Genomic DNA, 25,056 nt, shown 5'->3' on the forward strand with positions numbered 1-25,056 from the left:
TAAAGTTAAACAGGCTAGGATCAGTTTCGTGCAGTTGATTGTATTACCACTCAGTTTTATCACTAAGGCAGCTTCGGCTGCCTTATTTGGGTTATTGCTGCTGATTGCATTTGCAGTCACGGCACCGATAGGAAGTCATGAATACTGGGGCTTCTTTCGCTATGACTATTTACTGTTTTACGCCTTGCTCATTCAGGTCTGTCTGATCTATTTAAAACTCGAGTCATGGGCAGAAGCCAAGGTCATTGCCTTGTTTCATATCATGGCCATGGGGATGGAAATCTTTCTGACCCATCCTGCAATTGCATCCTGGCAATATCCGCAGCCTGCCGTGTTTAAATTGTGGACTGTGCCGCTTTTCGCTGGATTTATGTATTCGGCTGTGGGCAGTTTTTTTGCACGCTCGTTACGGTTATATCAGGTTTCAATGGCAGATTTGCCACGTTTTAGCACAATGTTGTGTCTAGCGGTTTTTTCGTATTTAAACTTTATGACCAAGTTTTTTATTCCAGATATCCGGGTGGCTTTATTTATCTGGAGTGTGCTGATTTTCTGGAAGACCCGACTATATTTCCAGCTCCATCAGCATCGTTTTAAAGTGCCGATGTTACCGGTTCTGCTGCTGTTGGCATTCCTGATCTGGATTGCTGAAAATATTAGTACTTTCTATCAAATCTGGCTGTATCCAAGTCAGGTGGATGCATGGCATATGGTGGGGTGGGGTAAGTTAGGGTCTTGGTATTTATTATTATTACTCAGTCTGGTTTTAGTGTTAAAAATTTTGGGTAATCGTGATAAAAATGGGACGTGGCAGCTGAATTAAAGGCACCATCTTCAATTATTTGAAATTTTATTATGAATATTTCACATATATTTCAAAATTTATTTGCTAAAACAAGCCAAGCTGGTTATTTTAATTTGTGTGTAAAACAATTACACAACACAATAGTGATAACAAATATTTAAATAATTTATGCTGGAGATCGTTCCTATGTTAAAGAAAATTGCATTAGCTGCATTATTGGCCGCTGGTTCAAGTGTAGCAATGGCTGATAACGATGTAGGTTGTGGTGTGGGTACACAGGTTTGGGCGGGTCAAAAAGGTGTAGTGCCGAAAATTCTTGCGGCTACCACTAATGGTATCTTTACTAACCAGTTACTCGGTATCACATTTGGTACTTTAGGTTGCCGTCAGGGTGGAACAGTGACTGCTCAGGTGGTCACGTTTACCAATGAAAATGCTGAATCTTTAGCGCGTGATATGTCAGTTGGTCAAGGTGAGAGCCTGAATGTACTTGCTGAGTTAATGCAGATCAAAGCCAATGATAAAGCACGTTTCTTTGCAGTATCTAAAGCAAACTTTGCTGAAATCTACTCAAGCAAAAACAAAAATACCCTTCAGGTATTAGACTCTTTACAAAGTGTAATGGCAAAAGATGCGGTGTTAAAAGCATACGTTTAATTTGCTGCATGATAAAACCCTGTCTTGATGGCAGGGTTTTGTTATCGTTATTTTCCTTATACTTAAAATATTTGCTGCTGAATGAAATTAATAACTTTTACGATAGCGTCTTTAATGTGTCATTTTGCACATGCCTCGATTGAAACGGATTTACAGCAATATTTGGACCTTGCTCAACAAAAACAATTAGATCAAAACATTACATGGCAACGTCTGATGTATGCCGATCAAAAACAAAATAGTGAAGTCAGTTATGCTGGTTATTTTTATGCCAAAGATGGCAAAACAAATTTAAATAGCGAATTACAAGCTGATATCAAAGCCTTATTTCAGCAAGCTGCAGATAATCAGTCGATCCGCTGTAAATTCCCTGCACGCAGCCGTTGGTTAATGCAGCAGCTTCAGATTGACCCTCAACAACTGCCGAAAGTAAATTGTGTGGAATTTGATGAATGGATTAATCAAATTAAACCGCATAAAGCTACCCTGATTTACGCAACAGATTTTATGGGTAATCCCAGTTCGATGTTCGGGCATACCTTGCTACGTCTAGACCCTAAAGACCAGAAGCAGCTCAATCTGGTGTCATACGCAGTCAATTATGCGGCAACGGTGAAAGGTGAGGACAACTGGTCCTATGCATGGAAAGGCTTAACCGGACAGTATCCCGGTGAATATTCATTAATGCCGTATTACCGTAAAGTCAAAGAATATGGTGATTTTGAAAGCCGTGACTTGTGGGAATATGAACTCAATCTGACACCAGAAGAAACCCGCTTTCTGGTCGAGCATATCTGGGAAATGCAGCACGTCAGTTTTCCCTACTATTTCGTCAGCGATAACTGTGCTTACCGTTTGCTTGGCTTGATTGATCTGGTACGTCCGAATTTAAACTTAAAACAGCAGTTTAATTATGCTGCGATTCCGATTGAAACCTTGAAGGTTGTTGATCAGCAAAATCTGGTCAAAGAGGTAGTCTATCGACCTGCACTGGAAACCCAGTTACTTGCTCAAGCCAAACAGCATGGCACAGCTTTGGCTAAAGTTGCACATAAAGTCGCCTTTACCGAGGTTGAACAGACACAGCCAATTCTCAAAAATTACAGTCAGTCTGAGCAGGCCAAAATTCTTGAAATGGCCTATGACGATTTATATCTGCAATTTATTAGCCGTAAAGTTGATACTGATTTTGCCCAACCGCAACTGCGCCAGCTCCTTGCTGAGCGTAGTCAGATTCAGGTGGATAAACAACGTCAGGAACCGACCCGACCACAGAAACAGCCTGTTGAAGGGCATCATGCACGCAATATTTCAGTCAATGTGGGTGAAGTACAAGGCCAGAGCTTTGTCGAACTTGGGCATCGTCAGGCCTATCACGATTTGATTGATCCACAAGCAGGCTATCGCACAGGTACGCAATTACTGTTTCTGGATGGTAGCGTGCAGTATCGCGATGACAAGCTTAAAGTTGAGCACTTAGATTTTTTATCGGTCAATTCATATAATCCGGTTCAACCTTTTAAATCGCCCTTAAGCTGGGGATTTAATCTGGGCTGGAAACAGGAAGCCATTGAAAACGGACAGTTTAGTGAAGATAAACAACATGGCGTGATGAACCTGAATATGCAAGCCGGCTATAGTCTGGCTGATTATGACCGTCGACATATTTGCTATGGTCAGCTGCAAAGTCATATTCAAGGTGGCAAAGCGCTGGATAAAGGCTGGCGCGTTGGTGTCGGGCCTACAGTGGGGTGTATGAATGTATGGTCAGACAATATCAACAGTGTGGTACAGGTAGAATTACCCTATTGGCAAGATTTAAGTCAGTGGAATCTAAGAGTCGGTACCCAGCTTCAATATAGTTTGAATGCCAATCATGCTATGCGTTTGAATTGGGATTTTGAACAGCAGGATCATAAAGACTGGAATAAAGTAGGTTTAGCTTATATACGGTTTTTCTAATCATGTATCATATTGATCAAGCTAGTGAATTTGAAAAATTACAACAATGCCTTGAAGCGCTAAACGGCGTGGTTTCTGATGTACAGAACTGGCGAGTGCCACAGCTAGGTTGTTTAGATCACTGGAATAATATTAAAGAGCAAATCATTGAATATAAACAGAACGAGTATTTATTCTTTGATTCTTCTCCCTCGGCAGCTATCGATATTTATCAATTATTAGAACTGGACATCTATTTTAAAAATTTCTGTCTCGAGATCACTTATCTGATTCGTCTCGGTTATGACCTTGGTCTGGTAGCTGACCAGATCCGCGATATTTATCAGTCTGTCTATGCGTTCTGGCTGGCCTATGCCGACTTACTTTCTCTGATTCAACAGCAGGGACATTCGACTGGTATTACTGCGATTCAACTCGCCACTGACTATGCACATGCCTTGTTATTGCTGTGCTGTGCAATCTGTTATGGCGATGAAACCGACATAGTAAAAATCATTGATGGGTTACTGGGTTATCCCCCAGATTGTTTAATTGACCTGATCAGTTATCCTTACCTTGAGGTGGAATCAATAAGTCCTGATTATACGGTCAGTTATCCATTTCAACAGCTCGATCAGCTCCTAAATACAGAGGTAGATGCTTCAAGCATAGGGGAGTATGTAGAACAGATCGAACGGGACCAGCAACAAGGTAAGTATTGGTCAAAGAAATTTTTTCATCACATTGCATTATTTGGAAAGTGGCGCTTTGAGGCCTTAATTCTATGTAAACTTTATCAAATCGACCTGAATGAAATGACGCAATATCAAAGTTTTCCAGAGTTATTTTCAAAAATAACTGATCAGACTTCTACAATCACATAGTATTTTTTCACAGCTTCAACCACTTCAAATGTTCCGGCGAATGCAGGTGGAATAATGCCTGCATTTCCCGCAGTGACTTCAATAAAAGAATTGGTTTTTGCATCGTGGATACGCACAATGCCTTCAATGATCTGAAAAAATTCTTGCTTGTTTTCAGCAAATTGAATTTTCCAGGCACCGACTTCACAGTGCCAGATGCCACAATCCATATGCGGATGTTCATATAGGCCATAGGTGAGCCGTTCAGGATTACCCTGAACCAGACGATCTGGCCGAGGATAATCAATGCTGGCTTCACTTTGTATTAAATGACCGAAGCCGGCGAGCTGAATGGATGACATATGCAGAATCCGGATTAATAGCTTTCTGGTACAGCGCTCAAGAACTCACGACGTGTGTCTTTATCAGTTTTAAAATCACCAATAAAAGAAACCGTACGTGTAGTCGATTCTTGCTTGCCCACACCACGCATCATCATGCACATATGTGCAGAGTCAATCACCACGGCAACACCACGTGCCTGAGTCACCTGAGCAACAGCTTCGGCAATCTGCTGGGTCAGGTTTTCCTGAACTTGTAAGCGACGTGCAAACATTTCAGTAATACGGGCAAATTTTGATAGACCCAGTACCTGACCCTCAGGTAAATAGGCGATATGCACACGGCCATAAAATGGCAATAAATGGTGTTCGCAAAGCGAATAAAATTCGATATTTTTAACCAATACCATTTCATGGTTATCGGAAGGGAAGAGTGCGCTATTTGTAACTTCTTCAAGCGTTTTGCTATAACCAGAAGTCAAAAAAGAAAAAGCTTTCGCCGCACGCATCGGTGTATCTTGTAAGCCCGGGCGATTCAGGTCTTCGCCAACGGCAGTTAAGATATTTGCGTACGATTGCTGCATAGACATAACAATGTTCACTTAGGTGGGTTGAACAAAAACGGCAATTGTATCAGAAAACGATTAAAAATCTTAATTTTGATATAAATGCCGATTACTGTTTGAATTTAGGGTTCTTTTCAGCACGTTTGAGCAAGACTAAAACTGCTCCGGTACCCCCTTGATTTTCAGGTGCACTGACAAAAGCCAATACATCACGGTGTTGTCTCAGCCAGCCGTTGACATAGGTTTTTAAAATCGCTTCGGGGCCTTTACCGTGCACGATCTTGATGACATTCTGGTTTTCATCTTTGGCCATCTGAATGATTTGCAAAACCGCTGCACGTGCCTGTTCAATAGTACAGCCATGTAGATCCACTGCTTCAAACCAACGGATTTTACCGGTTTTTAAGTCTTCAAATACTTTGTGCTGTAAGGTGGCGATGCGATAGCTTAAAGCAGCCTGACTTGCAACCGGGTTCAAGATCGCTTGGGTATCCGAAATTTCGGTCAGCTCTTGCTCGGCACCACCTTCTGCCGCAGCACGTTTTGCCAGCGTTTGGGCATCAACTTTTTTGCTACGTGTCACTTTGGTATCGGCAATATTTTGATTGTCGATCGGTTTGACCCCAAGCAGGGCTTTTTTGAACAGTTCTGTATCTTCCAGCTTTTCAGCAGCTTGAGCTTTTTTTGATTCGGCTTGCTTCGCAATCGCGCTGGATTGAGGATTAGAGATTTGCTTTTTAAAGGCTTTCAGTAAATTAAACTGATCTTTAGAAAGCGATGAATCATGTTTACTCATAATTTTAGAACAATAGGCAAGATACCAGAGAGGTGTGAAATTATAGTCTGAAACCGAGATAATTTGAACCGATTGTATGCATGGTCACTGTATGAGTTAAAAAGATAAATCGTAAAACCTTTCGAGACCCTCAATATAATATTTTTGTGCTATCAAGCTGTAAGCTAATGTTCCTCACGGATGATAATAAGACATCGCTCTTTGAGCAAAAAAAGCGATATCCTGATCTGATATCGCATCTCCAGTAATGAAAACTCGATAAAATATAGGTGCGGCGGCGAGCTCAAAAAAATCACGAACCTGTGTTGAAGCAGACAATTCACCTCGTTGAATGGCACGGTCAATCAGAGGGGCGGCTAATAAGAAACGCTCATGCCAGAAATCCTTTCGGGCTTGTTGCACATGTTCATTTGAAGAATTCAAGGTGGCTTTTAAAATATTAAAAGTAAAAGGGCTATAGAGGGTAATGAGGATCGTTTTTAAAAATGAACACAGATCATTTAAGGTACTGCCTGTATTGGGTAACACGACATCTGCTTTGATTCGTGTTGATACAACATCCAGAATAAGTTCAATTTTAGTCGGCCAACGGCGATAAATCGTTGTTTTATTAACCTGTGCCAATTTTGCAATTTCTGGTATTTCAATATCTTGATAATCAGTTGTTAGAAGTAGTTCATAAGTTACCTGATGTATTGTTGTCACCATTCTTTCAGCACGTCCTCCGGGACGTCTTTGTTTTTTGACTTCTGATTCTGTATTTGGCATTTGACCATTCATCCAAAACTGCATTTAGTTCTTTATACAACCCACTAAAGCAACTATAGTTGCTTTAGTGGGTTAAAGGGTGATTTTCCAATGTATTCTAACATTCATGTTTATATAAACGGTCAGCACATAGCAAATGCTGCGATTCTTAAATGGGAAACGCGACGGGCTCATCTGGTATTAAAAAAACTGGGACTCAGCTCTAACAGCAATGATTTAATTGTGCTCAGACAGCTTTTACTTAAAAGAAAGAGCGAACTGGGGCAAGAGGGAATTAAAGCACGTCTGAAAAATGAGTTAAGAATTTCAGATTTTTTTGTGGATTTGATTGCCCGTTTATCATTTGGTTATCGTCGATTAAGTGTTACTGAAATATTTGTAGAAAATGCGCGAGCTGAGCAGTTTGTAGAATGGTTTGAAACGTGTACTAAAGAGAATGATGAAGACGCGATGCTGGCTGGAACGCCTGATCATTATCTTATTTCAACGGCGCATGGTGTGCAGGAAGTGATTGAAACCAATGGCGGTTCACCTTTAGCAGCCCATTTCTATATCGACTACAAAAACTTATCCAGCTTACGTTCTGATATTGATCCAGATTTTCCTTTGCAAATCGCAGGTGTTGCAAGATCACGTCATGGCTTGGCCATTGGTGGAGTTCGGCATCAATTTCGTAACGAAGGAAATGGTTTTAGGGCTAAATTAACGGTTGAATATCCTTTGTTGATTTTGCCAACCGTTATTTCAGGACATCAATGGCATCTGGCAAATGAGTTTTCTAACTGGATCAGTAGTGCATTTGGATGGTCATTGAATGAGAAAAAGTAGTCCACTTATTCTTTTTATACATAGAGAGATCGAGGCTCAAGGTAGAGTTTTACCTTGAGCCTGATTGGCTTAAATTTGCACAGGTTGTCCAAATAATTCATTAAACGCCTGATCTGGTCGAGGCTGTTTCATAAAACTTTCACCGACCAGGAAAGTATGAATGTCATTGGCTTGCATCATGTCTACATCTGCAGGTGTAGCGATGCCACTTTCAGTGACCAATATACGAGAAGCAGGCAATAATTTCTTTAAACGCAATGAGGTATTTAAATCCACATCAAAGGTTTTAAGATTGCGGTTGTTGACACCCAAAATACATTGCTCAGACAGCTTTAAAGCACGTTCTAATTCATATTCATCATGCACTTCAACCAACACATCCAGCTGTTGCTCAAAGGCCGTTTTCGACATTTCTTCCAGCTGTTGATCAGATAGGCAGGCCACGATCAATAAAATACAATCGGCCTGTAAAGCACGTGCTTCAACCACGTTATAAGGATCAATAAGGAAGTCTTTGCGCAAAGCTGGCAGGGCACAATGCTGACGCGCAATGGCAATATTTTCATCGGCACCCTGAAAGAAATCCACATCCGTTAATACAGACAGGCAAGCAGCACCTGCTTGTTCATACTGCTGAGCAATTTCTGCCGGATTAAAATCCGCCCGAATCACACCTTTAGATGGCGATGCTTTTTTAATTTCAGCAATCACGGCTGGACGTTTATGTTGTAAGGCATTGGCAAAACCACGCACAGGGGTTGCCTGTTTTGCCCATTGTTCAACATCATGCAAGCTACGTTGTTTTAAACGTGCTGCCAGCTCCTCATGTTTGCGGTCAACAATTTTACCTAAAATGGTATTTTGAATATCGATCATGAGAAGTCCTTAGTCTGCCTGATATTGTTTCAATGTTTTGGTAAATTCAGCCAAGATACTCATTTTTTCGAGCGCTTGTCCGCCATAAAGAATATCCTGAGCCAGCTCAACCGCTTGTTTGTAGGTTTTGGTAATACCTGCCACGTAAATTCCTGCACCTGCATTCAATGCAATCATATTTGCTGCTTTTTCACCAATCTCTGATTTGTCACGGCTTAATGCATCTTTAATCAGCTTTAAGCTTTCTTCTGAACTGTTGACCACTAAACCTGACAAGGTTTGAGAAGGAATACCGACATCATCCGGATTGAGTGTCCATTCGGTCACTTCACCATCTTTCAGTTCAGCAACAGTGGTTGGTGCAGCCAGACTGATTTCATCCAGACCATCTTTAGAGTGCACCACCAGGACATGCACTGCACCCAGCTGTTTTAAGACTTCGGCAATCGGGCGACATAATTCATCCGAGAAGACGCCAATTACAAAGCGGTTGACCCCCGCCGGGTTGGTCAATGGTCCAAGCAGGTTGAAAATACTGCGGATCCCCAATTCACGACGGGGTGCAGCGGCATATTTCATGGCTTTGTGATGATTCGGTGCAAACAGGAAACCGACACCGATTTCACGGATACAGCGTTCGGTTTGTTGCATGTCCAGGTCAAGATGGATACCGGCCTGTTCGAGCAGGTCTGAAGAACCTGATTTACTCGACACACCACGGTTACCATGTTTGGCAATGGTCGCACCCGCAGCGGCAATCACAAAACTTGAAGCGGTTGAAACGTTAAACAGGTTTTGACCGTCACCCCCCGTACCTACGATATCTACCAGATGAGGCAGATCACTGACATCGATCTTGATGGCAAATTCACGCATGATCCGTGCAGCCGCCGTCATTTCATCGATACTTTCACCTTTCATGCGCAGGCCCATCATCAGCGCACCAATCTGGGCTTCAGTTGCTTCGCCTTGCATGATGCTACGCATGACATCTTCCATTTGAGACTGGGTCAGATGAATGTTTTTGGTAATGTGGTTCAGCGCCTGTTGGATATTCATAGTCATGAGTTATAGCATTAATGATTGAAATTTTGGGTGAGGTCAGTTGTCTGGGTGGATTGGCTTTTTGTGATCCATGATTCACAAGTTGTGAGCTATGTTATCAGAAAATAAACAAAGATTTTTGTTGTTCGATCAGAGTTTTAAAAAATTTGCTGGTTTACCAATCCGGTATGTTGCGTTCACTCCAATTTTTTATGGAAAAAGGCTTTAATTTATTCTGAGTTTTTATGATAAGGAATTAACCATTTGGTATATCTTAATCCTACATATCACTAGAAAAAATGAGTATAAATCAACTAAATAAAAGTGGATATATTAGGTCGGTCTTCATTTTATGCATCCATAAATATGTATCTAAATTACTTGAAATATCTTGGGGCCGTGAAAAACAAAGGTTGTTTTGTTTTTGTCCTTTTTGCATGCCTTCATCCATTAGAAAGCTATGCTGAGACCAATGTAGAAAAACCACAAACCCAGACAAAGTCGGATAAAGTGGTACGTGTTGCAGTTACAGGTTCACGTATTTCTAAAGCTCAAAAAGATGGTCCGACCAGTGTGACGGTGATTACTGCGGCCGATATTGAAAAACACGGCTATAGCAATGCCTTCGACGCATTAAATAACCTGACCCAAAATACTGGCTTTGTACAAGGGGCTGACTATGGCAATACCTTTACGCCTGCAGCGAATGCGATCAGTTTACGTGGGTTAGGACCGAACCATACCTTGACCTTGATTAATGGGCATCGTGTTGCTGACTATCCTGTCCCCTATGATGGTGCGGTCAATTTTGTCAATTTAGCCAATATTCCCACGGCGATTATTGATCGGATTGAGATCTTAAATGGTGGTGCTTCCGCGATTTATGGATCGGATGCGATTGCGGGAGTCGTGAATATCATCCTGAAAAAGAAAACCGATGGCACACAATTCAATATCAAGGCAGGTGGGACCAAAGAAGGTGGGGAGAACCTACGCCTACAACTGAGTGGCAGTAAAACCCTGGATAAGCTCAATCTGGTGTATGGACTTGAGCTGAGTGGACGTGAACCGATCTGGGCAGCAGACCGGGACTTTATGACCAGCCGAACCCGCCGGGGAGAAAAGCCAGACACGATCGTCGGGCGTAAAAATGCCAACACTGGCCAGTATCTTTCTATTGGTGGGTGTGACGCATTTGATGGACTATTTAAAGGTTCAGTAAAAAATATTGGAAAAGCGGGAGCCGATAACTGTGCCAGTGGTCTGGCCCGACCGACCTACTGGACAGTACAGACCAAGAATCGCAGCCAGAATGGTTATCTCGGTTTAGATTATGAGCTGAATGAGAAAACCCAGTTATTCGCAGATGTGTTGATTGGCGCTAATCAAATTGAAAATAATACCCGTGGACCGACATGGACATCCTTAGGTGCAAGTAGTGGCTATTTCCTCAATCAAGACACAGGAAATTATGAAATCTGGACGCGACGTTTTGCGCCAGAAGAACTCGGTGGCGTTGAGCAAGCCAATAAAAAATGGAAGGAACTCTCCTCCAATTTAAACTTTGGTATCCGTGGTGATATTGGAGACAGCAGTTGGAGCTATGAAGCAGCCTATAATGGCTCGATTTATACCAGTCAATTACGCAAACAAGGTCTGGTCCGTTCAAATGTTGATGAATATTTCTTAGGCCGGCAATTGGGGACAGATGCCGATGGCATTCCGATATATTCACCGCATTTAGATCGTATCAGTCGACCACTGAGCGCCAGTGAATTTAGAGCTATTTCAGGCACGACTGAGGAAAAGGATAAGTCATGGGCACAAAGTTTAACCCTCAGTGCAAATGGCGACGTGTTTGAATTACCTGCCGGAACTGCCAAGCTTGCGGCAGTGGCAGAAATTGGTCGTCAAGGTTTTTCTATTAAACCGGATAAAGCGGTGGAAAATGGTGAATTTTATAATGCGACGTCCAGTGGTGAATATGGTGGGGCACGTACCCGTCAAGCCTTGGGTGCAGAGTTGTTCTTACCTTTAGCCAAGCCATTAAATTTAACCTTATCTGGACGTTACGACCGCTATGCCTTGTCAGATAATAGTATTGATAAGTTCACCTTCGGTTCGGGACTAGAATTTAGGCCCCATCCAATCTTATTGGTTCGTGGTAACTACGCGACCAGTTTCCGTGCTCCAGATATGAATTATCTGTTTTTAAATAAACAGAAGGGATATTTTCCAAGTACCACCGATTATTTACGTTGCAGTCAAACAGGCCAGCCTTTAGACAAATGTAGTTTTAAAGATTATTCGCCGGGTGCCAATTACACCTTAACAGGCAATAAAGATCTAAAACCTGAAGAGGGTAAATCTTATGGGGCAGGTTTCGTCTGGTCACCCAGTAATAAATTTGACCTCTCTGTCGACTACTGGGATATCAAAATTGATAATCTAGTGACCAATCTCAGCCCAGATAAAATTCTACGTCAAGAAGCTGCGTGTCGTTTAGGGACGCAAGATATCAATTCTGCGCCATGTATCGATGCATTAGCACGAGTTGAGCGCAACCCTGCAAATGCCGTGGTTGATCCAAATGTGATCAACAATATCAATATTGTTCCGATCAATGCGGCTTCAGATCATACCCGCGGGATTGATTTCACCAGTAAATGGCGCTGGAAAACAGACCGTCTGGGTAACTTCTTATGGACTGTGAATTATAGCCGTGTGCTTGAACGTGAATATCAACAGTCCAAAGATGGCGAGAAAGATAACTATTTAAAAGATTTGACCATTCCGGATTGGCGCGACCGCTTTAACACCAGTCTGGGCTGGAGTCGTGGTGATTGGTCATCAACGGTGCTCGTCAACCGTTATGGCAAGATTCCAAACGGTAATCAAACGGCTTATCTAAGCCCGACTTATTTAGTGAACTGGAGTGGAAGCTATCAAATCTCATCCCAAGCCTCTGCATCAATCATTGTGAATAACCTGTTTGACAAAGTGAAACACGATGACACAGGTGGCTGGCCATATTATCCAGTAGGATCTTATTCACCATTCGGCCGTCAGGCCTGGCTGGAGTTTAACTACAAATTCTAACAACGATCTACGGATGCAGCGAAGTGGTACAGCATTTGCTGCATCTTTTTATTTTAAAAACTACAGAGGACAGATCTCCTATGTTGGTCAAACCTTCATTTAAAAAACAATTGCTACTGACAACATTACTTTCTTTATCTGCCACACAGATTTTTGCATCAAACAGCAATGAACAGATTCCAATCGGCAAATTACCTGAATGGGCCATACCGGAATCTTATGATCTGGATTTTAAAATTGATCCTGCACAAAAAAGCTATACAGGTAAAACCACCATCCATTTAAAGCTGACCCAAGCCACCGATCATGTCTGGATTCATGGTAAATCTTTGTCGGTAAAAGACACCCATATCCTATCTACAGCTGGGCAGAAAACCACGGCCCAATATGAGCAGGCGTCAGAAGTCGATGGGGTGAGTGTAATTAAATTTGCCAAGGCTGTACCTGCAGGTCAGTACAGCTTGGTACTGGATTTTAATGCCGATTATGACCAGCAACTGGATGGTATTTATAAAATTGAATTTGAGGGTAAACCTTATGTCATGACTCAAATGGAAGCGATCAGTGCGCGTCAATCTTTTCCTTCATTTGATGAACCACGTTTTAAAACGCCCTTTAATATTCGTTTAACCATTCCAAGTAAATATTCAGGCTTTGCCAATACCAATCAGGTTGCTGAACAGACCGAAAAATCAGGTTGGAAAACCCTCAGCTTTGCTCCAACAAAACCCTTGCCAACCTATTTACTGGCACTGGCAGTTGGACCATGGCAAGTACAACAAGGCCCTGATATTGGTGCAACAGCGTGGCGTAAACAGGCGATCAAATTACGTGGACTGGCACCCGCTGGCAAGGCTGAAAAAATGCAGCATGCCTTGTCTGAAACGCCAGCAATTTTAACAACATTAGAAGATTATTTTGCCTTTGCTTATCCGTTCGACAAGCTGGATTTACTTGCTGCACCTGACTTTGCTGCTGGGGCGATGGAAAATCCGGGACTGATCACCTTCAGGGATTATCTGATGCTGCTGGATAAAGACTCTCCTGTGTCATTTGTACAAAGTTCATTTAATGTCAATGCACATGAGTTGGCGCATCAATGGTTCGGGGATGTGGTGACCATGCCGTGGTGGGATGACCTGTGGTTGAATGAATCTTTTGCGACATGGATGCAAAGTAAAATCACTCAACAATTGCACCCTGAATTTAATGCTGATCTGGAACGTGTCGTTGATACTGCTGGTGCTATGAAAAGCGATAGTCTGGTCAGTGTACGCCGTATCCGCCAGCCGATTTTAAGCAATGCTGATATTCAAACCGCTTTTGACGGGATCACCTATCAAAAAGGCGCAGCGGTTTTAAATATGTTTGAAAGCTATCTCGGAGAAGAAAAATTTAAACAAGGGGTGCGCAATTATATTAAAAAGCATCAATATGGCAGCGCTACCGCCAATGATTTAATCAGCGCGTTAGCAGAGCAGTCGGGTCAAGGCGAGCGCTTTAGCAAAGCGGTGAAAAGTTTTATTGACCAAACTGGGGTGCCATTGTTGAGCACCTCATTACAACAACAAGGGAACAAAGTCTTTTTAAATGTGCAGCAAACACGTTATCTCCCAGTGGGTTCTAAAGGTGATGCCAACAGTCTTTGGGGCGTACCTTTATGTGTACGTTACGAGGTGCCGAATGGTTCAAGTAAAGTTCAGTGTGAGTTGATTGATCAGGCCCACGCCAAAATTGAGCTCAAAGGCGCAACCGTGAATAGCTGGTATATTCCAAATGCTGGAGCGGCAGGCTATTACCAGTTCAGCTTGCCGGAAAAAGAGTTGGCACGTTTAACCGCTGCGACAGGAAAATTATCCAACAGCGAACAATTGGCCTATGCCTATGCAGTTTCGGCAGCGTTTAATCATGGTGATATTAATTTATTGGCAGTGGTAGATGTCGCCAAGAAATTCGCTGCTTCAGACAGCCGTCAAATCAGTACCGCATTATTCCCGCAATTGAGTACGATTCATCGCCATGTGTTAAAAACCGCGACGGAACGTGAACATTTTAGAAAAGCACTCACGAATTTATATCTGCCCAAGTTGAAGCAATTGGGCTATAGCAGTAAATCAGGTGAGTCTGCCGAAGACAGTTTATGGCGGAGTGAGTTGGTGCAGTTCCTCGCACTGGATATTCAGGTACCAGAAGTACGCCAGCAACTGTTAAAGCAATCTGATGCTTTATTTGAACAGAAGCAACTGAACTTTGCCCAGCTTACGCCAGAGTTATTACCGACGATTCTGGCAGTCCGTGTGCAACAAAAGGGCAAGCCTGCGTTTGATCGCTTAGCTGGAGAATTACAACGTGTCACCCAACCGACACAACGTCTGGCCATCCTGTCTGCTTTAGGTTCAGCCAACCAGACTGAAACACGTCCATTGGCACAGCAACTGGTTTTAGATCCGCGGGTGAAAGTCGGTGAAGTACGTACCGTGATTAACGCCATCAATAACTATAGCGGAGAGCAAGGCGGTTTATGGGCATGGTTTGAGGATAATCATGAGGCAGTGTTTGATCGCTTGGGCAAGTCTTCTGCTGGACGTTTTCCGGCCTTGTTTAGTGGTGCGGCATGTACGCAACAGCAAGCAACACAGCTCAACACCTTCTTTGCACCACGCACCAAAGAACTGGTTGGAGTCGAGCGCGGTTTGAATCAGACCAAAGAGAGGATTCAACTCTGTGAATCCTTAGTTGCAAAACAGGATGGCTCCATCGTGCAGCAATTGAAGTTGTAATTTACTCGTCATAAAAAAAGCCAACTATGAAAAGTTGGCTTTTTTTATTTTCAGGATAATTTAGGCATCATCCGCAGCGTCAGGATTTCTGACTCCCAATAACTGACTGGTTGCTGTACCCGCCGTCATTGAACCGTTCACATTTAATGCGGTACGGCCCATATCAATTAATGGCTCGATTGAAATCAGCAAGGCCACCAGAGTAATCGGTAAACCCATCGCAGGCAGCACAATTAAAGCCGCGAAAGTTGCACCGCCACCCACACCAGCAACACCGATTGAACTCAATGTGACCACAACCACCAGTTGGGCAATCCATAAGGGATCAAGCGGGTTGATACCAACGGTAGGCGCAACCATGACGGCAAGCATTGCCGGGTATAAACCTGCACAACCATTTTGACCAATCGTCGCGCCAAATGAAGCCGAGAAGCTGGCAATGCCTTCGGGTACACCCAATTGCTTGGTTTGCGCTTCAATATTTAGCGGAATACTGGCAGCACTTGAACGGCTAATAAAGGCAAAGCTCAATACCGGAAAGACTTTCTTGAAAAAATCGACCGGATTGATGCGTACGAAGACCAGAATCAGTGCGTGAACCAGGAACATGATCGCAAGACCAAGATAAGAGGCCACCAGAAACTCGCCAAGTTTGACGATATCGGCAAGATTAGCAGTGGCAACCATTTTGGCCATCAATGCCAGCACGCCATAAGGTGTAAATTGCATTACCAGACGCACAAGGCTAATCACCAAAGCTTGTAATGCTTCAATGCCATGTTTGATTCTTTCGCCATTGACCGTGTCTTTATCCATCAGCTTTAAAGCGGCAACACCTAAAAATGCAGCGAAAATCACCACACTGATAATGGCAGTAGGACGAATACCGGTTAAATCAGCAAATGGATTTTGAGGAAGTAGAGAAAGCAGAAGTTTTGGTACGTCGAGATCTGTGACTTGCCCAATATATTGACTTTGGATCGCAGCTAAACGTGCAGCTTCTTGAGTGCCTTGTACCAGACCTTCAGCGGTTAAACCAAACAGGTTGGTAATAGTGGCGCCTACGAGTGCGGCTATTGCCGTGGTGGCTAACAGGATACCAATCACCAGAACACTAATTTTTCCAAGCGACGTGGTCTGATGCAATTTCACTACGGCACTGACGATTGAAACGAAAATCAGTGGCATGATCACCATCTGTAACAGCTGGATATAACCATTACCTACCAGGTTGAACCACGCGACTGAGTGTTCAATGATCTGACCGTCACCATAAATGGTTTTGAGCGCCAGGCCGTAAATGATACCCACCACCATACCGATCAGAACTTTCTTGGAAAGGCTCCAATCTTTTCGGTAGGAAAAGAACAATCCGGCCATAAGCAGGACAAAAATAATAATATTCAATAAAACCAAGGTATTCACTATAGGTTGTCCTGATTGATATTTCAGGGGGATGCTAAAAAATAATGGCATAGATTCTACCATCCAGCTGCCCTGAAACTTAATCATTCCTATGACTATAGTTAATCTAAAAAAGTAAAAAGGGAGCTGTTCAATCTGAAATCCTGTCGCAGCTTTACTTTTTATAATCTGTGAAAAGTGGATTAATTATTGAAAAAGAATGATTTGTATTAAAGGTATAGGTCATTGTTTAATTTTAAAGCTTAAAAAACAGACAGTTTGTATAAGTTGTATATTGTTTTTATATGTTCAAAATAAAAACAGCCTATTGGGAAGCAATAAGCTGTTTACAGGCCGAAATGGGAAATCAGGTTTTGGTTTTAAGCATACTGCTCTAGAAAGTTCTTAAAAATCTGATGTCCATGTTCGCTTAAAATTGATTCGGGATGAAACTGGACACCCTCCACAGGAAGGGTTTTATGTTTAACACCCATAATTTCTTCAATCGTGCCATCTGCCTGATTGGTCCAGCAAGTGAGCTCCAGACATTCTGGTAGTGTTTCCTGCTCAATAACCAAGGAGTGATAACGTGTCGCTGCGAATGGAGAAGGGAGGTTGCTAAAAATTCCCTTATCGGTATGGTACATGTCGGATAAGCGCCCATGCATCACGGTTTTCGCACGAATAATGTTACCACCGAACGCCTGTCCAATGGCTTGATGACCTAAGCACACACCTAGTAAAGGAATTTTTCCTGCAAAGTGGTTTATTGCTGGAATAGAAATTCCTGCTTCACTTGGCGAACATGGACCCGGTCCAATCACTAAATATTTTGGCTGCCATCGTTCAATATCCTCTAATGAGACTTGGTCATTGCGAACTACTTTTACGTCCTGATTTAACTCGCCAAAATACTGGACGATGTTATAGGTAAAAGAGTCGTAATTGTCGATCATTAGAAGCATTTTGAGATAAACCTCTTGATGTTTAAGGTGTTTTTAAATTTCGTCTCTCAAGATACCCGTTTTGAATTAAGTGCCCAAAACAATGGATAAAAATAAAGCCGCTATTTAAGCGGCTAATATAACAAAAAATGAAGTGGCCAGTTTAACTATTTCATTCATTAAAACTTTGTAGAAAAAAGTTTAACGGAGGCCACATATGATTACTCACACAGATCACGCCAATCAAGGCAGAATCAGCTTTTCTTTAGACATAGAAAACCCCTCTGCCTCAGTCACGGAAGAAGATTAAATCTTACGGGTGTTATCAATCAGCCAGTCTAAAACCTCTCCAGACAGATGTTCGGCCAGTCTTTCCTGTACAGTTTGATGGTAGCGATTTAACCAGTCTTTCTCTTCCTGCGTAAGCATATCCACAACAATGCAATCTAAATGGATGGGGCAAAGGGTGAGTGTTTCAAACTCTAGAAATTCACCGTAGGTTTTTTCAAAACCTGCATGGAGCCGGTTTGCCACCAGATTCTCGATGCGAATGCCATATTTCCCTTCATGATAGAGGCCCGGTTCATTGGAGATAATCATGCCCTCACGTAATTTGCTATAGGCATGTATTGGCGCGTAATAAGAAAGCACTTGCGGTCCTTCATGAACGTTCAGCGCAAAACCTACGCCGTGTCCTGTGCCATGGCGATAATCCAGACCCTGCTGCCATAAAGTCTGGCGACAAATTGAATCCAGGAGCGGTGCAGCCAAACCTTCTGGGTAAATGCTTTTTGCCAAAGCAATATGACATTTTAAAACCAGCGTATAGTCACGTTTTTGTTGTTCTGTCGGTGTCCCAACGGGAACAACACGGGTGATATCCGTGGTGCCATCGACGTACTGCCCGCCAGAGTCGATCAATAATAGACCATCACCTTCGATGAATGAGTAGTGTTCTGGCGTTGCACGGTAGTGAGGCAATGCACCATTGGCATTAAAGCCTGCAATCGTGGCAAAACTTGGACCTATAAAACCGTCTTGTTGAGCACGGAAGGCGGTAATTTTCTCATCAATGGTCAGTTCTGAAATGTTCTCCTGATGATCAAGTGCTTTTGCTAACCAGTGGAAGAAATGGCAGAGGGCAACCCCATCTTTAAGCATGGCATGGCGGATATGCGCAATTTCGCTTTCATGCTTACGCGATTTAAAAAGTGTACTTGGGTTGATGTCGTAGACAACCTGAATATCCTTTGCGATCGCTTGTTCATGGTGAATCGATACTTTGGCTGGATCTAACAGGACAGATGTATCAGAAATATTGGCTAAAAACTGAGCTGTGTCCTGGTAGTTCCGAATCTCAACACCATCAGCTTTGAATGCCTCTTGTGTGCTTAGATCTATCTTATTGCGATCAACAAATACAACAGCCTGTTGAGCACTGATATATAAGTGTGAAAGGAATACGGGGTTGTACTCTACATCTTGACCACGTGCATTTAAGACCCAGGCAATATCATCTAAAGATGAAATAAAATGTCCTTCAATCGCCTTAGTATCTAAAGTTTCCCGTATTGCCTGGATTTTTTCTTTACGGGATAGAGCATTTAAGCCTTCAGGCATTAAATGGATTTTTTCTGAGGGCAGTTCTGGACGATTAGACCAGATTAAGCCAATTAAATCTTGCTGTGTTTCAAGTTTAAAGTCGCGTTGTTTTGCCGTATTTTGCAATGCCTTAAACTGCTGAATTGAAAGCGTTTGTCCATTCACTGAAATGACCGAACCAGACTGTAGATTTTTCTCCATCCAGGCAAGATGTGTCGAAGATTCATCACTGGTCAGTTTTTGTAATTGAAAGCCAGTTGCAGCGAGTTGTTGTTCGGCTTGTACCCAATAACGCCCATCAGCCCAGAGTCCTGCAAAGTTTTGGGTCACAACTAACGTGCCAACCGAGCCATTAAAACCGCTTAACCACTGCCTTGCTTTCCAGTGGTCAGGTAAATATTCTGACATATGCGGATCTGCACTCATGACAACCAAAGCATCAACATGTTGATTGTTCATGAGTTCACGAAGTTGAACTAGTTTTTCTGGAACAGTTAAGTCGTTCATATGGTTTCCAAATCAGGTTGAACTTTGCTGGTACTTTTGCCCATTAATTTGTTCATTGGTTTCTTTAATAAAAATAACACGATTGCCCCAATAACCAAGGCCAATACGCAGCGCATAAACAGGGTGGGTAAATTTTCGATAGCATCTGCGGCGATTTGACCACCAATCAAGCCTGCCATGAGGTTACCTAAAGCCGAACCCGTGAACCATAGACCCATAATTTGTCCACGAATAACATTTGGTGCAAGTTTGGTCATGGTCGATAACCCAATCGGGCTGAGGCAGAGTTCTCCTAAAGTCAGCAGAAATAAAGCTCCAACTAACCAGAAGGGAGAAACCAGACCATCGCTAATGGCAAAATGACTCGCCAACGACATCAGTAAAAATCCGCCTGCTGCCAGTAAAAGTGCAATAATAAATTTTGAAATATAACTTGGGTCTTTGTTCGCTTTGCCTAGTCTTGCCCACAGCCAGGCTGCAATTGGCGCAAAAATAATAATAAAAATCGCGTTAATAGATTGAAACCATACCGTTGGAATCTCAAAACCTAAAACATTACGGTTGGTATGATCTTGTGCAAATAAATTGAAGGAGGTAGGATTCTGCTCAAAGGCTGACCAGAACAGGGCAGAAGTAATCAACAGCACAAAACAAATAATAACTTTGAACTTTTCATTTTGATCTAAATTAAGGAAAAGCAATAAATAAGAAAAATAGGCAATAATTCCAATCCCAATTCCTACGGTTAAATAGGCGGCGACAGCGACAGGGTTGATGTGAATGATGCCCAAGAACGTTAGTGCAATAACGACTGCAACTGTGAATAAAAAGCCAAATACAATTTTAGGTGCATTTTTATTTTCTACCACCGGTTTGCTACAGCTATTGTTTTCTTGACGTAGCGCGTTAAAAGTTTCGAGCTGGGGAATTGCCCTAAAACGGAAAATTAATAAGGCAAGCAGCATCCCGAGGCCACCAATACCAAAGCCTAAATGCCAGCCATGATCTCTGACCAATAGTCCTGTAATCAGCGGGGCTATAAATGAGCCCATATTAATGCCCATATAGAAAATGGAAAAGCCTGCATCACGTCTTGCATCTTGGGCTTTATATAAGGTTCCAACAATCACCGAAATACATGTTTTAAATAGGCCGGAACCTAAAACAATCAGTACTAAACCTAAATAAAAGAAAGACTGATCTAATACAGGGGTAAGGGCAATGGAAAGATGACCCAAGGCAATAATAATAGAACCATACCAGACAGCGCGCGCTTGACCTAACCAGTTATCTGCAATCCAGCCACCAAAAACGGTCATTAAATACATCGAACCTGCAAACAATCCGACAATCGCGGCAGCAGTGGGTCGATCAAGGCCCAGACCACCTTGATTGACCATAGCAATCATATAAAGGATCAGTAAAGGCCGGATGCCATAATAGGAAAATCTTTCCCAAAGCTCTGTGAAAAAAAGCGTTTGTAACGGTTTGGGATGGCCAAAAAAAGCCTTATCTGCTCGTTCAAAGTCATATTTCATTAATCAAATCCTTGAATGATTTTAAGTTTTTATAAACATAACTTTGGGTTTGTTTATTAATAATAAAAATTTATGTATACGATTTTTAGTTTTTTTAATCGTAAAAGCAAGTTTGGCCTGTATAAAAAAAGTGAATGAAAAAGAACATGAATAGTAAAATTTGTTGAGTATCCAAGAGGGGCCGATCTAAGTCTAATAGCTCTGATCGGCTGGCCAGACAGTATTTAAATCGGGCATCTATTTAGAAAAATTCATAAAAATTAAATATATAGATGGGCTTTTTAAATGAAGCATAATGCCTACTGATAAATAGGTTTGGAAACAGATTACAGTTGTGCAAATCAACCCCGAAAATTTATTGAGTAAGTCATTATCAAAGATATGATTACTTTCAGGTCATCCGATAAGAATCTCAGCATTCTATATAAGAAAGTATTATGATCATGAACAGCTGTTTGAAATTGATGCAGTGCGTTATATCAGTGCAACAATTTTGCACCAATTTGGGGCGGTAATGAACTATTTAAATATGCCATAATTTGAAAATGTGTGAATATGGTGCATTTACATAAGCAAACAGTATAATGCGTTCAAGTCAAGGAACCTAAATCATGATTACTTATAAGTAATTCAATATTTTAGGTAGGATTTAAAATTGTTGGTATGATAATTGCTAATTATACATCAACACCTAACACGCACTTAACAAGTGCATAAAAATTTCATTGGAGCAAATGAGCATGGCGAACAAGGTCCTTCAACTCATCAAAGAAAGTGGCGCAAAATGGGTCGATTTTCGCTTTACTGATACTAAGGGTAAAGAGCAGCACGTAACTTACCCAGCTGATACCATTGATGAAGATACTTTTGAAGACGGTAAAATGTTTGATGGTTCTTCAATTGCTGGCTGGAAAGGCATTGAAGCTTCGGACATGATCTTACGTCCAGATGCTGAAACTGGTTTTATTGACCCGTTCTTTGCTGAACCGACTGTTGTTGTGACTTGTGACGTTATCGAGCCATCAACTGGTCAAGGTTACGAGCGTGACCCACGTTCAATTGCTCGTCGCGCTGAAGAATACTTAAAATCTACAGGTATCGGTGATACTGCATTCTTTGGCCCAGAACCAGAATTCTTCGTTTTTGACGAAGTGAAATGGGACATCGACATGTCTGGCGCGCGCCACACATTGATCGCTGAAGAAGCGGCTTGGTCGACTGGTAAAGATTATGAAGCAGGTAACTCTGGTCACCGTCCACGTGTGAAAGGTGGTTACTTCCCAGTTCCTCCTGTTGATTCTTCACAAGACATGCGTGCTGACATGTGTGCAAAAATCGAAGACATCATGGGCCCAGGTCGTGTAGAAGTACATCACCACGAAGTTGCATCTTGCCAGTTAGAAATTGGTGTAAGCTTCAACACTTTAGTTCGTAAAGCGGACGAAGTACAACAGTTCAAATATGCAGTTTGGAACGTTGCACACCAATATGCAAAAACAGCAACCTTTATGCCTAAACCAATGGTAGGTGATAACGGTTCTGGTATGCACGTGCATATGTCAATCTCTAAAGATGGCAAGAACCTGTTTGCTGGTGATGAATATGCTGGTTTATCAGAAATGGCATTATTCTTCATTGGTGGTGTAATCAAGCACGCTCGTGCATTGAATGCAATTACCAACCCTTCTACAAACTCGTATAAGCGTTTGGTTCCACATTTCGAAGCACCAATCATGCTTGCTTACTCAGCACGTAACCGTTCTGCTTCGATCCGTATTCCTTACGTTTCTAGCCCGAAAGGCAAGCGTATTGAAGCACGTTTCCCAGATCCAATGATGAACCCGTACTTAGGTTTCGCGGCATTGTTAATGGCTGGTCTTGACGGTATCCAAAACAAGATCCACCCAGGTGAAGCTGCTGATAAGAACTTATATGACCTTCCTCCTGAAGAAGAAGCAAAAATCCCAACCGTTGCTCACAGCTTGGATATGGCACTTGAAGCACTTCAAAATGACCATGAGTTCCTGTTGAAAGGTGGCGTGTTCACTAAAGAAATGCTTGATGCATATATCGAACTTAAAACTGAAGAAGTTCGTCGTCTTAACACGACAACTCACCCAGTTGAATTTGATATGTACTACAGCCTGTAATACATCCCTGATTCAGAAAAGCTCGCTTCGGCGAGCTTTTTTATGTTTTTGGTTCGATTGAAAGTCGTACTCTTTTTCGTAAGAAATTCATGTAAACTAATCGCGATGTTTTTAGTGAGCCAAGCATGCGAAATTTACGACCAAACAGAATAAAAGGAAAAGAGCTTCCTGCAGTATTAAAAAAATGGTTGTATGCATCGGGATCACTGACCCAACAATTGACCGATTTAGGGCAAGGTCAATTTCATGTTGAACGGATTAAAGAGCATTATCAGCGAATGACTTTGAATGATAGTCAGTGGATGAAAATGCCGCTCCAGCATGTGGCATGGGTGCGAGAAACCCATCTTTATGGCAGCGAAGAGCAGGCCTGGGTAAAAGCCAAAAGTATTTTCCCCATCTTAAGCCTGCAAAAAAAGGCCAGATTATTTCAGCATATTGGTAACAAACCGATTGGCTGGTTCCTGTTTCACAGAACCAGTCCAGCTTGTGAAAGACGCGTTATCTATCTTGACGAGGGGTGGACACGTCAGAGTTGTTATACTTGGCATGGTTGTAAATTTATCGTGCAGGAAACCTTTTTACCCGCATTTGAACAGTTTATTCAACAGCATTGACGCTAAGGATTATCATGGAAACAGTGCAGCATACGACTTGGCGACAACGTTTAGAGGCTTATTACTACCTTTGTCGTTTTGATAAACCAATTGGCACAGAGCTGGTATTTTGGCCAACCATGTGGGCATTATGGATTGCATCTAAAGGAATTCCTGACCTTAAAATCCTGCTTGTGATGATTTTAGGTGTCATTTTTATGCGTGCCGCTGGCTGTGCCATTAATGATTTTGCTGACCGTAAGGTAGATGCTCATGTGGAGCGAACCAAAACGCGTCCTTTAGCAACAGGAGTGATCCGTGCTAGAGAGGCTGTCTTTGTTTTTCTGGCTTTGGTGCTGGCAAGTGCTGCCTTGTTATTTTTTCTGCCGATTGAATCATTTTACTGGTCTTTTGGGGCTTTATTCTTAGCGTTTATCTATCCTTTTATGAAGCGCTATACCAATTTACCGCAAGTATTTTTAGGTGCAGCATTCTCGTGGTCAATTCCAATGGCGTATACGGCTGTTGGGCAAACGCCTGATTTAACTTGCTGGCTGCTTTATTTTGGTAATCTGGCCTGGACAGTGGCCTACGATACCCAATATGCGATTACCGATCGTGAATATGATCTAAAGATTGGGGTGAAATCGACGGCCATTTTATTTGGTCGCTATGATATCCAGATGATCGGTCTGCTTCAGTTAATGAGTCTGATCTTGATTGGCAGTGCCTTATATCTCGAAAATCTTTTGTTGCCTTTTGGCTTGATTGCCTTGGGTATTGTTGCCGTTGATTTTATTTATCAGGCGATGAAAACCAAAGATCGTGATCCACAAATCTGTTTTTGGGCATTCCGTCACAATCGTTGGGTCGGGTTGATTATCTTTATTGGAATTTTTTTAGAATTAATAGCTTAATCTGACTGTATAGTTGAAAAGTGTCCTATGCAGG

Annotated in this window: 19 protein-coding genes and 1 pseudogene; 10 read left to right on the forward strand and 10 right to left on the reverse strand. The window is 42.2% G+C overall.

The genetic code is table 11. The annotated features are described in order from the left end of the window. The first annotated feature begins 28 nt into the window (after nt 1–28). From MSG93_RS11735 to MSG93_RS11750, 4 genes are all read left to right on the forward strand, one after another. Nucleotides 29–823, forward strand: a complete 795-nt coding sequence (locus MSG93_RS11735; protein WP_324621976.1) for a DUF817 family protein — start codon at nt 29–31, stop codon at nt 821–823. Nucleotides 824–991: 168 nt separating this feature from the next. After that, entirely contained in the window at nt 992–1,462 is a 471-nt protein-coding gene (locus tag MSG93_RS11740; RefSeq protein ID WP_005231668.1) for a DUF3015 family protein, read from the forward strand. Nucleotides 1,463–1,543: 81 nt separating this feature from the next. Beyond that, on the forward strand, nt 1,544–3,424 hold the full coding sequence (locus MSG93_RS11745; protein WP_199950071.1) for a DUF4105 domain-containing protein: 1,881 nt from the start codon (nt 1,544–1,546) through the stop codon (nt 3,422–3,424). Nucleotides 3,425–3,426: 2 nt separating this feature from the next. Then, nucleotides 3,427–4,287 (forward strand): PoNe immunity protein domain-containing protein, encoded by an 861-nt coding sequence (locus MSG93_RS11750; protein WP_324621979.1) that lies wholly within the window; start codon nt 3,427–3,429, stop codon nt 4,285–4,287. Here the strand turns inward: MSG93_RS11750 and MSG93_RS11755 are convergent. From MSG93_RS11755 to MSG93_RS11770, 4 genes are all read right to left on the reverse strand, one after another. Continuing rightward, entirely contained in the window at nt 4,266–4,628 is a 363-nt protein-coding gene (locus tag MSG93_RS11755; protein ID WP_202740711.1) for a cupin domain-containing protein, read from the reverse strand. The genes MSG93_RS11750 and MSG93_RS11755 overlap by 22 nt on opposite strands. Nucleotides 4,629–4,642: 14 nt before the next feature. Further along, nucleotides 4,643–5,191: a GTP cyclohydrolase I FolE gene (folE, locus tag MSG93_RS11760; protein ID WP_171062185.1), complete on the reverse strand. Its 549-nt coding sequence runs from the start codon at nt 5,189–5,191 to the stop codon at nt 4,643–4,645. Nucleotides 5,192–5,282: 91 nt separating this feature from the next. After that, nucleotides 5,283–5,969 (reverse strand): Smr/MutS family protein, encoded by a 687-nt coding sequence (locus MSG93_RS11765; RefSeq protein ID WP_324621980.1) that lies wholly within the window; start codon nt 5,967–5,969, stop codon nt 5,283–5,285. Between the two features lie 174 nt (nt 5,970–6,143). Then, nucleotides 6,144–6,737 carry a TetR/AcrR family transcriptional regulator gene (locus MSG93_RS11770; protein WP_324621981.1) on the reverse strand — a complete coding sequence of 198 codons (594 nt, stop codon included), beginning with the start codon at nt 6,735–6,737 and terminating at the stop codon, nt 6,144–6,146. A gap of 90 nt (nt 6,738–6,827) precedes the next feature. Here MSG93_RS11770 and MSG93_RS11775 point away from each other — a divergent pair, with 90 nt between their 5' ends. Further along, nucleotides 6,828–7,565, forward strand: coding sequence for a hypothetical protein (locus MSG93_RS11775; RefSeq protein WP_324621982.1), 738 nt, complete (start codon nt 6,828–6,830; stop codon nt 7,563–7,565). 69 nt (nt 7,566–7,634) lie between these two features. Here MSG93_RS11775 and trpC read toward each other — a convergent pair whose 3' ends face one another. Both trpC and trpD read right to left on the reverse strand, forming a co-directional pair. Beyond that, a complete protein-coding gene (gene trpC / locus MSG93_RS11780) occupies nt 7,635–8,441 on the reverse strand; it encodes an indole-3-glycerol phosphate synthase TrpC (RefSeq protein ID WP_324621983.1) in 807 nt (268 codons plus the stop codon). Nucleotides 8,442–8,450: 9 nt separating this feature from the next. Continuing rightward, nucleotides 8,451–9,500, reverse strand: coding sequence for an anthranilate phosphoribosyltransferase (gene trpD, locus MSG93_RS11785; protein ID WP_009511060.1), 1,050 nt, complete (start codon nt 9,498–9,500; stop codon nt 8,451–8,453). Between the two features lie 351 nt (nt 9,501–9,851). On the opposite strand from trpD, the gene MSG93_RS11790 reads away from it, so the two are divergent. Both MSG93_RS11790 and MSG93_RS11795 read left to right on the forward strand, forming a co-directional pair. Next, nucleotides 9,852–12,584, forward strand: a complete 2,733-nt coding sequence (locus MSG93_RS11790; protein ID WP_324621984.1) for a TonB-dependent receptor — start codon at nt 9,852–9,854, stop codon at nt 12,582–12,584. Nucleotides 12,585–12,597: 13 nt separating this feature from the next. Continuing rightward, a pseudogene (locus MSG93_RS11795) lies at nt 12,598–15,364 on the forward strand (M1 family metallopeptidase). A gap of 60 nt (nt 15,365–15,424) precedes the next feature. On the opposite strand, the gene MSG93_RS11800 reads toward MSG93_RS11795, so the two are convergent. From MSG93_RS11800 to MSG93_RS11815, 4 genes are all read right to left on the reverse strand, one after another. After that, on the reverse strand, nt 15,425–16,789 hold the full coding sequence (locus MSG93_RS11800) for an L-cystine transporter (RefSeq protein ID WP_005287944.1): 1,365 nt from the start codon (nt 16,787–16,789) through the stop codon (nt 15,425–15,427). A gap of 359 nt (nt 16,790–17,148) precedes the next feature. Beyond that, nucleotides 17,149–17,733 carry an anthranilate synthase component II gene (locus tag MSG93_RS11805; RefSeq protein ID WP_005287941.1) on the reverse strand — a complete coding sequence of 195 codons (585 nt, stop codon included), beginning with the start codon at nt 17,731–17,733 and terminating at the stop codon, nt 17,149–17,151. A 285-nt stretch (nt 17,734–18,018) separates the two neighbouring features. Beyond that, nucleotides 18,019–19,821: an aminopeptidase P family protein gene (locus MSG93_RS11810; protein ID WP_324621987.1), complete on the reverse strand. Its 1,803-nt coding sequence runs from the start codon at nt 19,819–19,821 to the stop codon at nt 18,019–18,021. Further along, a complete protein-coding gene (locus MSG93_RS11815; RefSeq protein ID WP_324621988.1) occupies nt 19,818–21,359 on the reverse strand; it encodes a peptide MFS transporter in 1,542 nt (513 codons plus the stop codon). The genes MSG93_RS11810 and MSG93_RS11815 overlap by 4 nt, the downstream gene beginning before the upstream one ends. 734 nt (nt 21,360–22,093) lie before the next feature. Between MSG93_RS11815 and glnA the strand changes: the two genes are divergently transcribed. The 3 genes from glnA (at nt 22,094) to ubiA (ending at nt 25,022) form a co-directional block, all read left to right on the forward strand. Continuing rightward, on the forward strand, nt 22,094–23,509 hold the full coding sequence (glnA, locus tag MSG93_RS11820) for a type I glutamate--ammonia ligase (RefSeq protein ID WP_171062179.1): 1,416 nt from the start codon (nt 22,094–22,096) through the stop codon (nt 23,507–23,509). A gap of 125 nt (nt 23,510–23,634) precedes the next feature. Next, entirely contained in the window at nt 23,635–24,126 is a 492-nt protein-coding gene (locus tag MSG93_RS11825) for a chorismate--pyruvate lyase family protein (RefSeq protein WP_005287932.1), read from the forward strand. Nucleotides 24,127–24,140: 14 nt separating this feature from the next. Then, entirely contained in the window at nt 24,141–25,022 is an 882-nt protein-coding gene (ubiA, locus tag MSG93_RS11830; RefSeq protein ID WP_199973500.1) for a 4-hydroxybenzoate octaprenyltransferase, read from the forward strand. The last annotated feature ends 34 nt before the right edge of the window (nt 25,023–25,056 follow it).

The organism is Acinetobacter sp. IK40, assembly GCF_035615075.1.
GTDB lineage: Bacteria > Pseudomonadota > Gammaproteobacteria > Pseudomonadales > Moraxellaceae > Acinetobacter > Acinetobacter courvalinii.

Excerpts from the sequence above, each read along its gene's own strand:
- MSG93_RS11740 (WP_005231668.1), top strand. The coding sequence starts at position 992 with ATGTTAAAGAAAATTGCATTAGCTGCATTATTGGCCGCTGGTTCAAGT.
- MSG93_RS11745 (WP_199950071.1), top strand. The coding sequence starts at position 1,544 with ATGAAATTAATAACTTTTACGATAGCGTCTTTAATGTGTCATTTTGCA.
- MSG93_RS11750 (WP_324621979.1), top strand. The coding sequence starts at position 3,427 with ATGTATCATATTGATCAAGCTAGTGAATTTGAAAAATTACAACAATGC.
- MSG93_RS11755 (WP_202740711.1), bottom strand. The coding sequence starts at position 4,628 with ATGTCATCCATTCAGCTCGCCGGCTTCGGTCATTTAATACAAAGTGAA.
- folE (WP_171062185.1), bottom strand. The coding sequence starts at position 5,191 with ATGCAGCAATCGTACGCAAATATCTTAACTGCCGTTGGCGAAGACCTG.
- MSG93_RS11765 (WP_324621980.1), bottom strand. The coding sequence starts at position 5,969 with ATGAGTAAACATGATTCATCGCTTTCTAAAGATCAGTTTAATTTACTG.
- MSG93_RS11770 (WP_324621981.1), bottom strand. The coding sequence starts at position 6,737 with ATGCCAAATACAGAATCAGAAGTCAAAAAACAAAGACGTCCCGGAGGA.
- MSG93_RS11775 (WP_324621982.1), top strand. The coding sequence starts at position 6,828 with ATGTATTCTAACATTCATGTTTATATAAACGGTCAGCACATAGCAAAT.
- trpC (WP_324621983.1), bottom strand. The coding sequence starts at position 8,441 with ATGATCGATATTCAAAATACCATTTTAGGTAAAATTGTTGACCGCAAA.
- trpD (WP_009511060.1), bottom strand. The coding sequence starts at position 9,500 with ATGAATATCCAACAGGCGCTGAACCACATTACCAAAAACATTCATCTG.
- MSG93_RS11790 (WP_324621984.1), top strand. The coding sequence starts at position 9,852 with ATGTATCTAAATTACTTGAAATATCTTGGGGCCGTGAAAAACAAAGGT.
- MSG93_RS11805 (WP_005287941.1), bottom strand. The coding sequence starts at position 17,733 with ATGCTTCTAATGATCGACAATTACGACTCTTTTACCTATAACATCGTC.
- MSG93_RS11810 (WP_324621987.1), bottom strand. The coding sequence starts at position 19,821 with ATGAACGACTTAACTGTTCCAGAAAAACTAGTTCAACTTCGTGAACTC.
- MSG93_RS11815 (WP_324621988.1), bottom strand. The coding sequence starts at position 21,359 with ATGAAATATGACTTTGAACGAGCAGATAAGGCTTTTTTTGGCCATCCC.
- glnA (WP_171062179.1), top strand. The coding sequence starts at position 22,094 with ATGAGCATGGCGAACAAGGTCCTTCAACTCATCAAAGAAAGTGGCGCA.
- MSG93_RS11825 (WP_005287932.1), top strand. The coding sequence starts at position 23,635 with ATGCGAAATTTACGACCAAACAGAATAAAAGGAAAAGAGCTTCCTGCA.
- ubiA (WP_199973500.1), top strand. The coding sequence starts at position 24,141 with ATGGAAACAGTGCAGCATACGACTTGGCGACAACGTTTAGAGGCTTAT.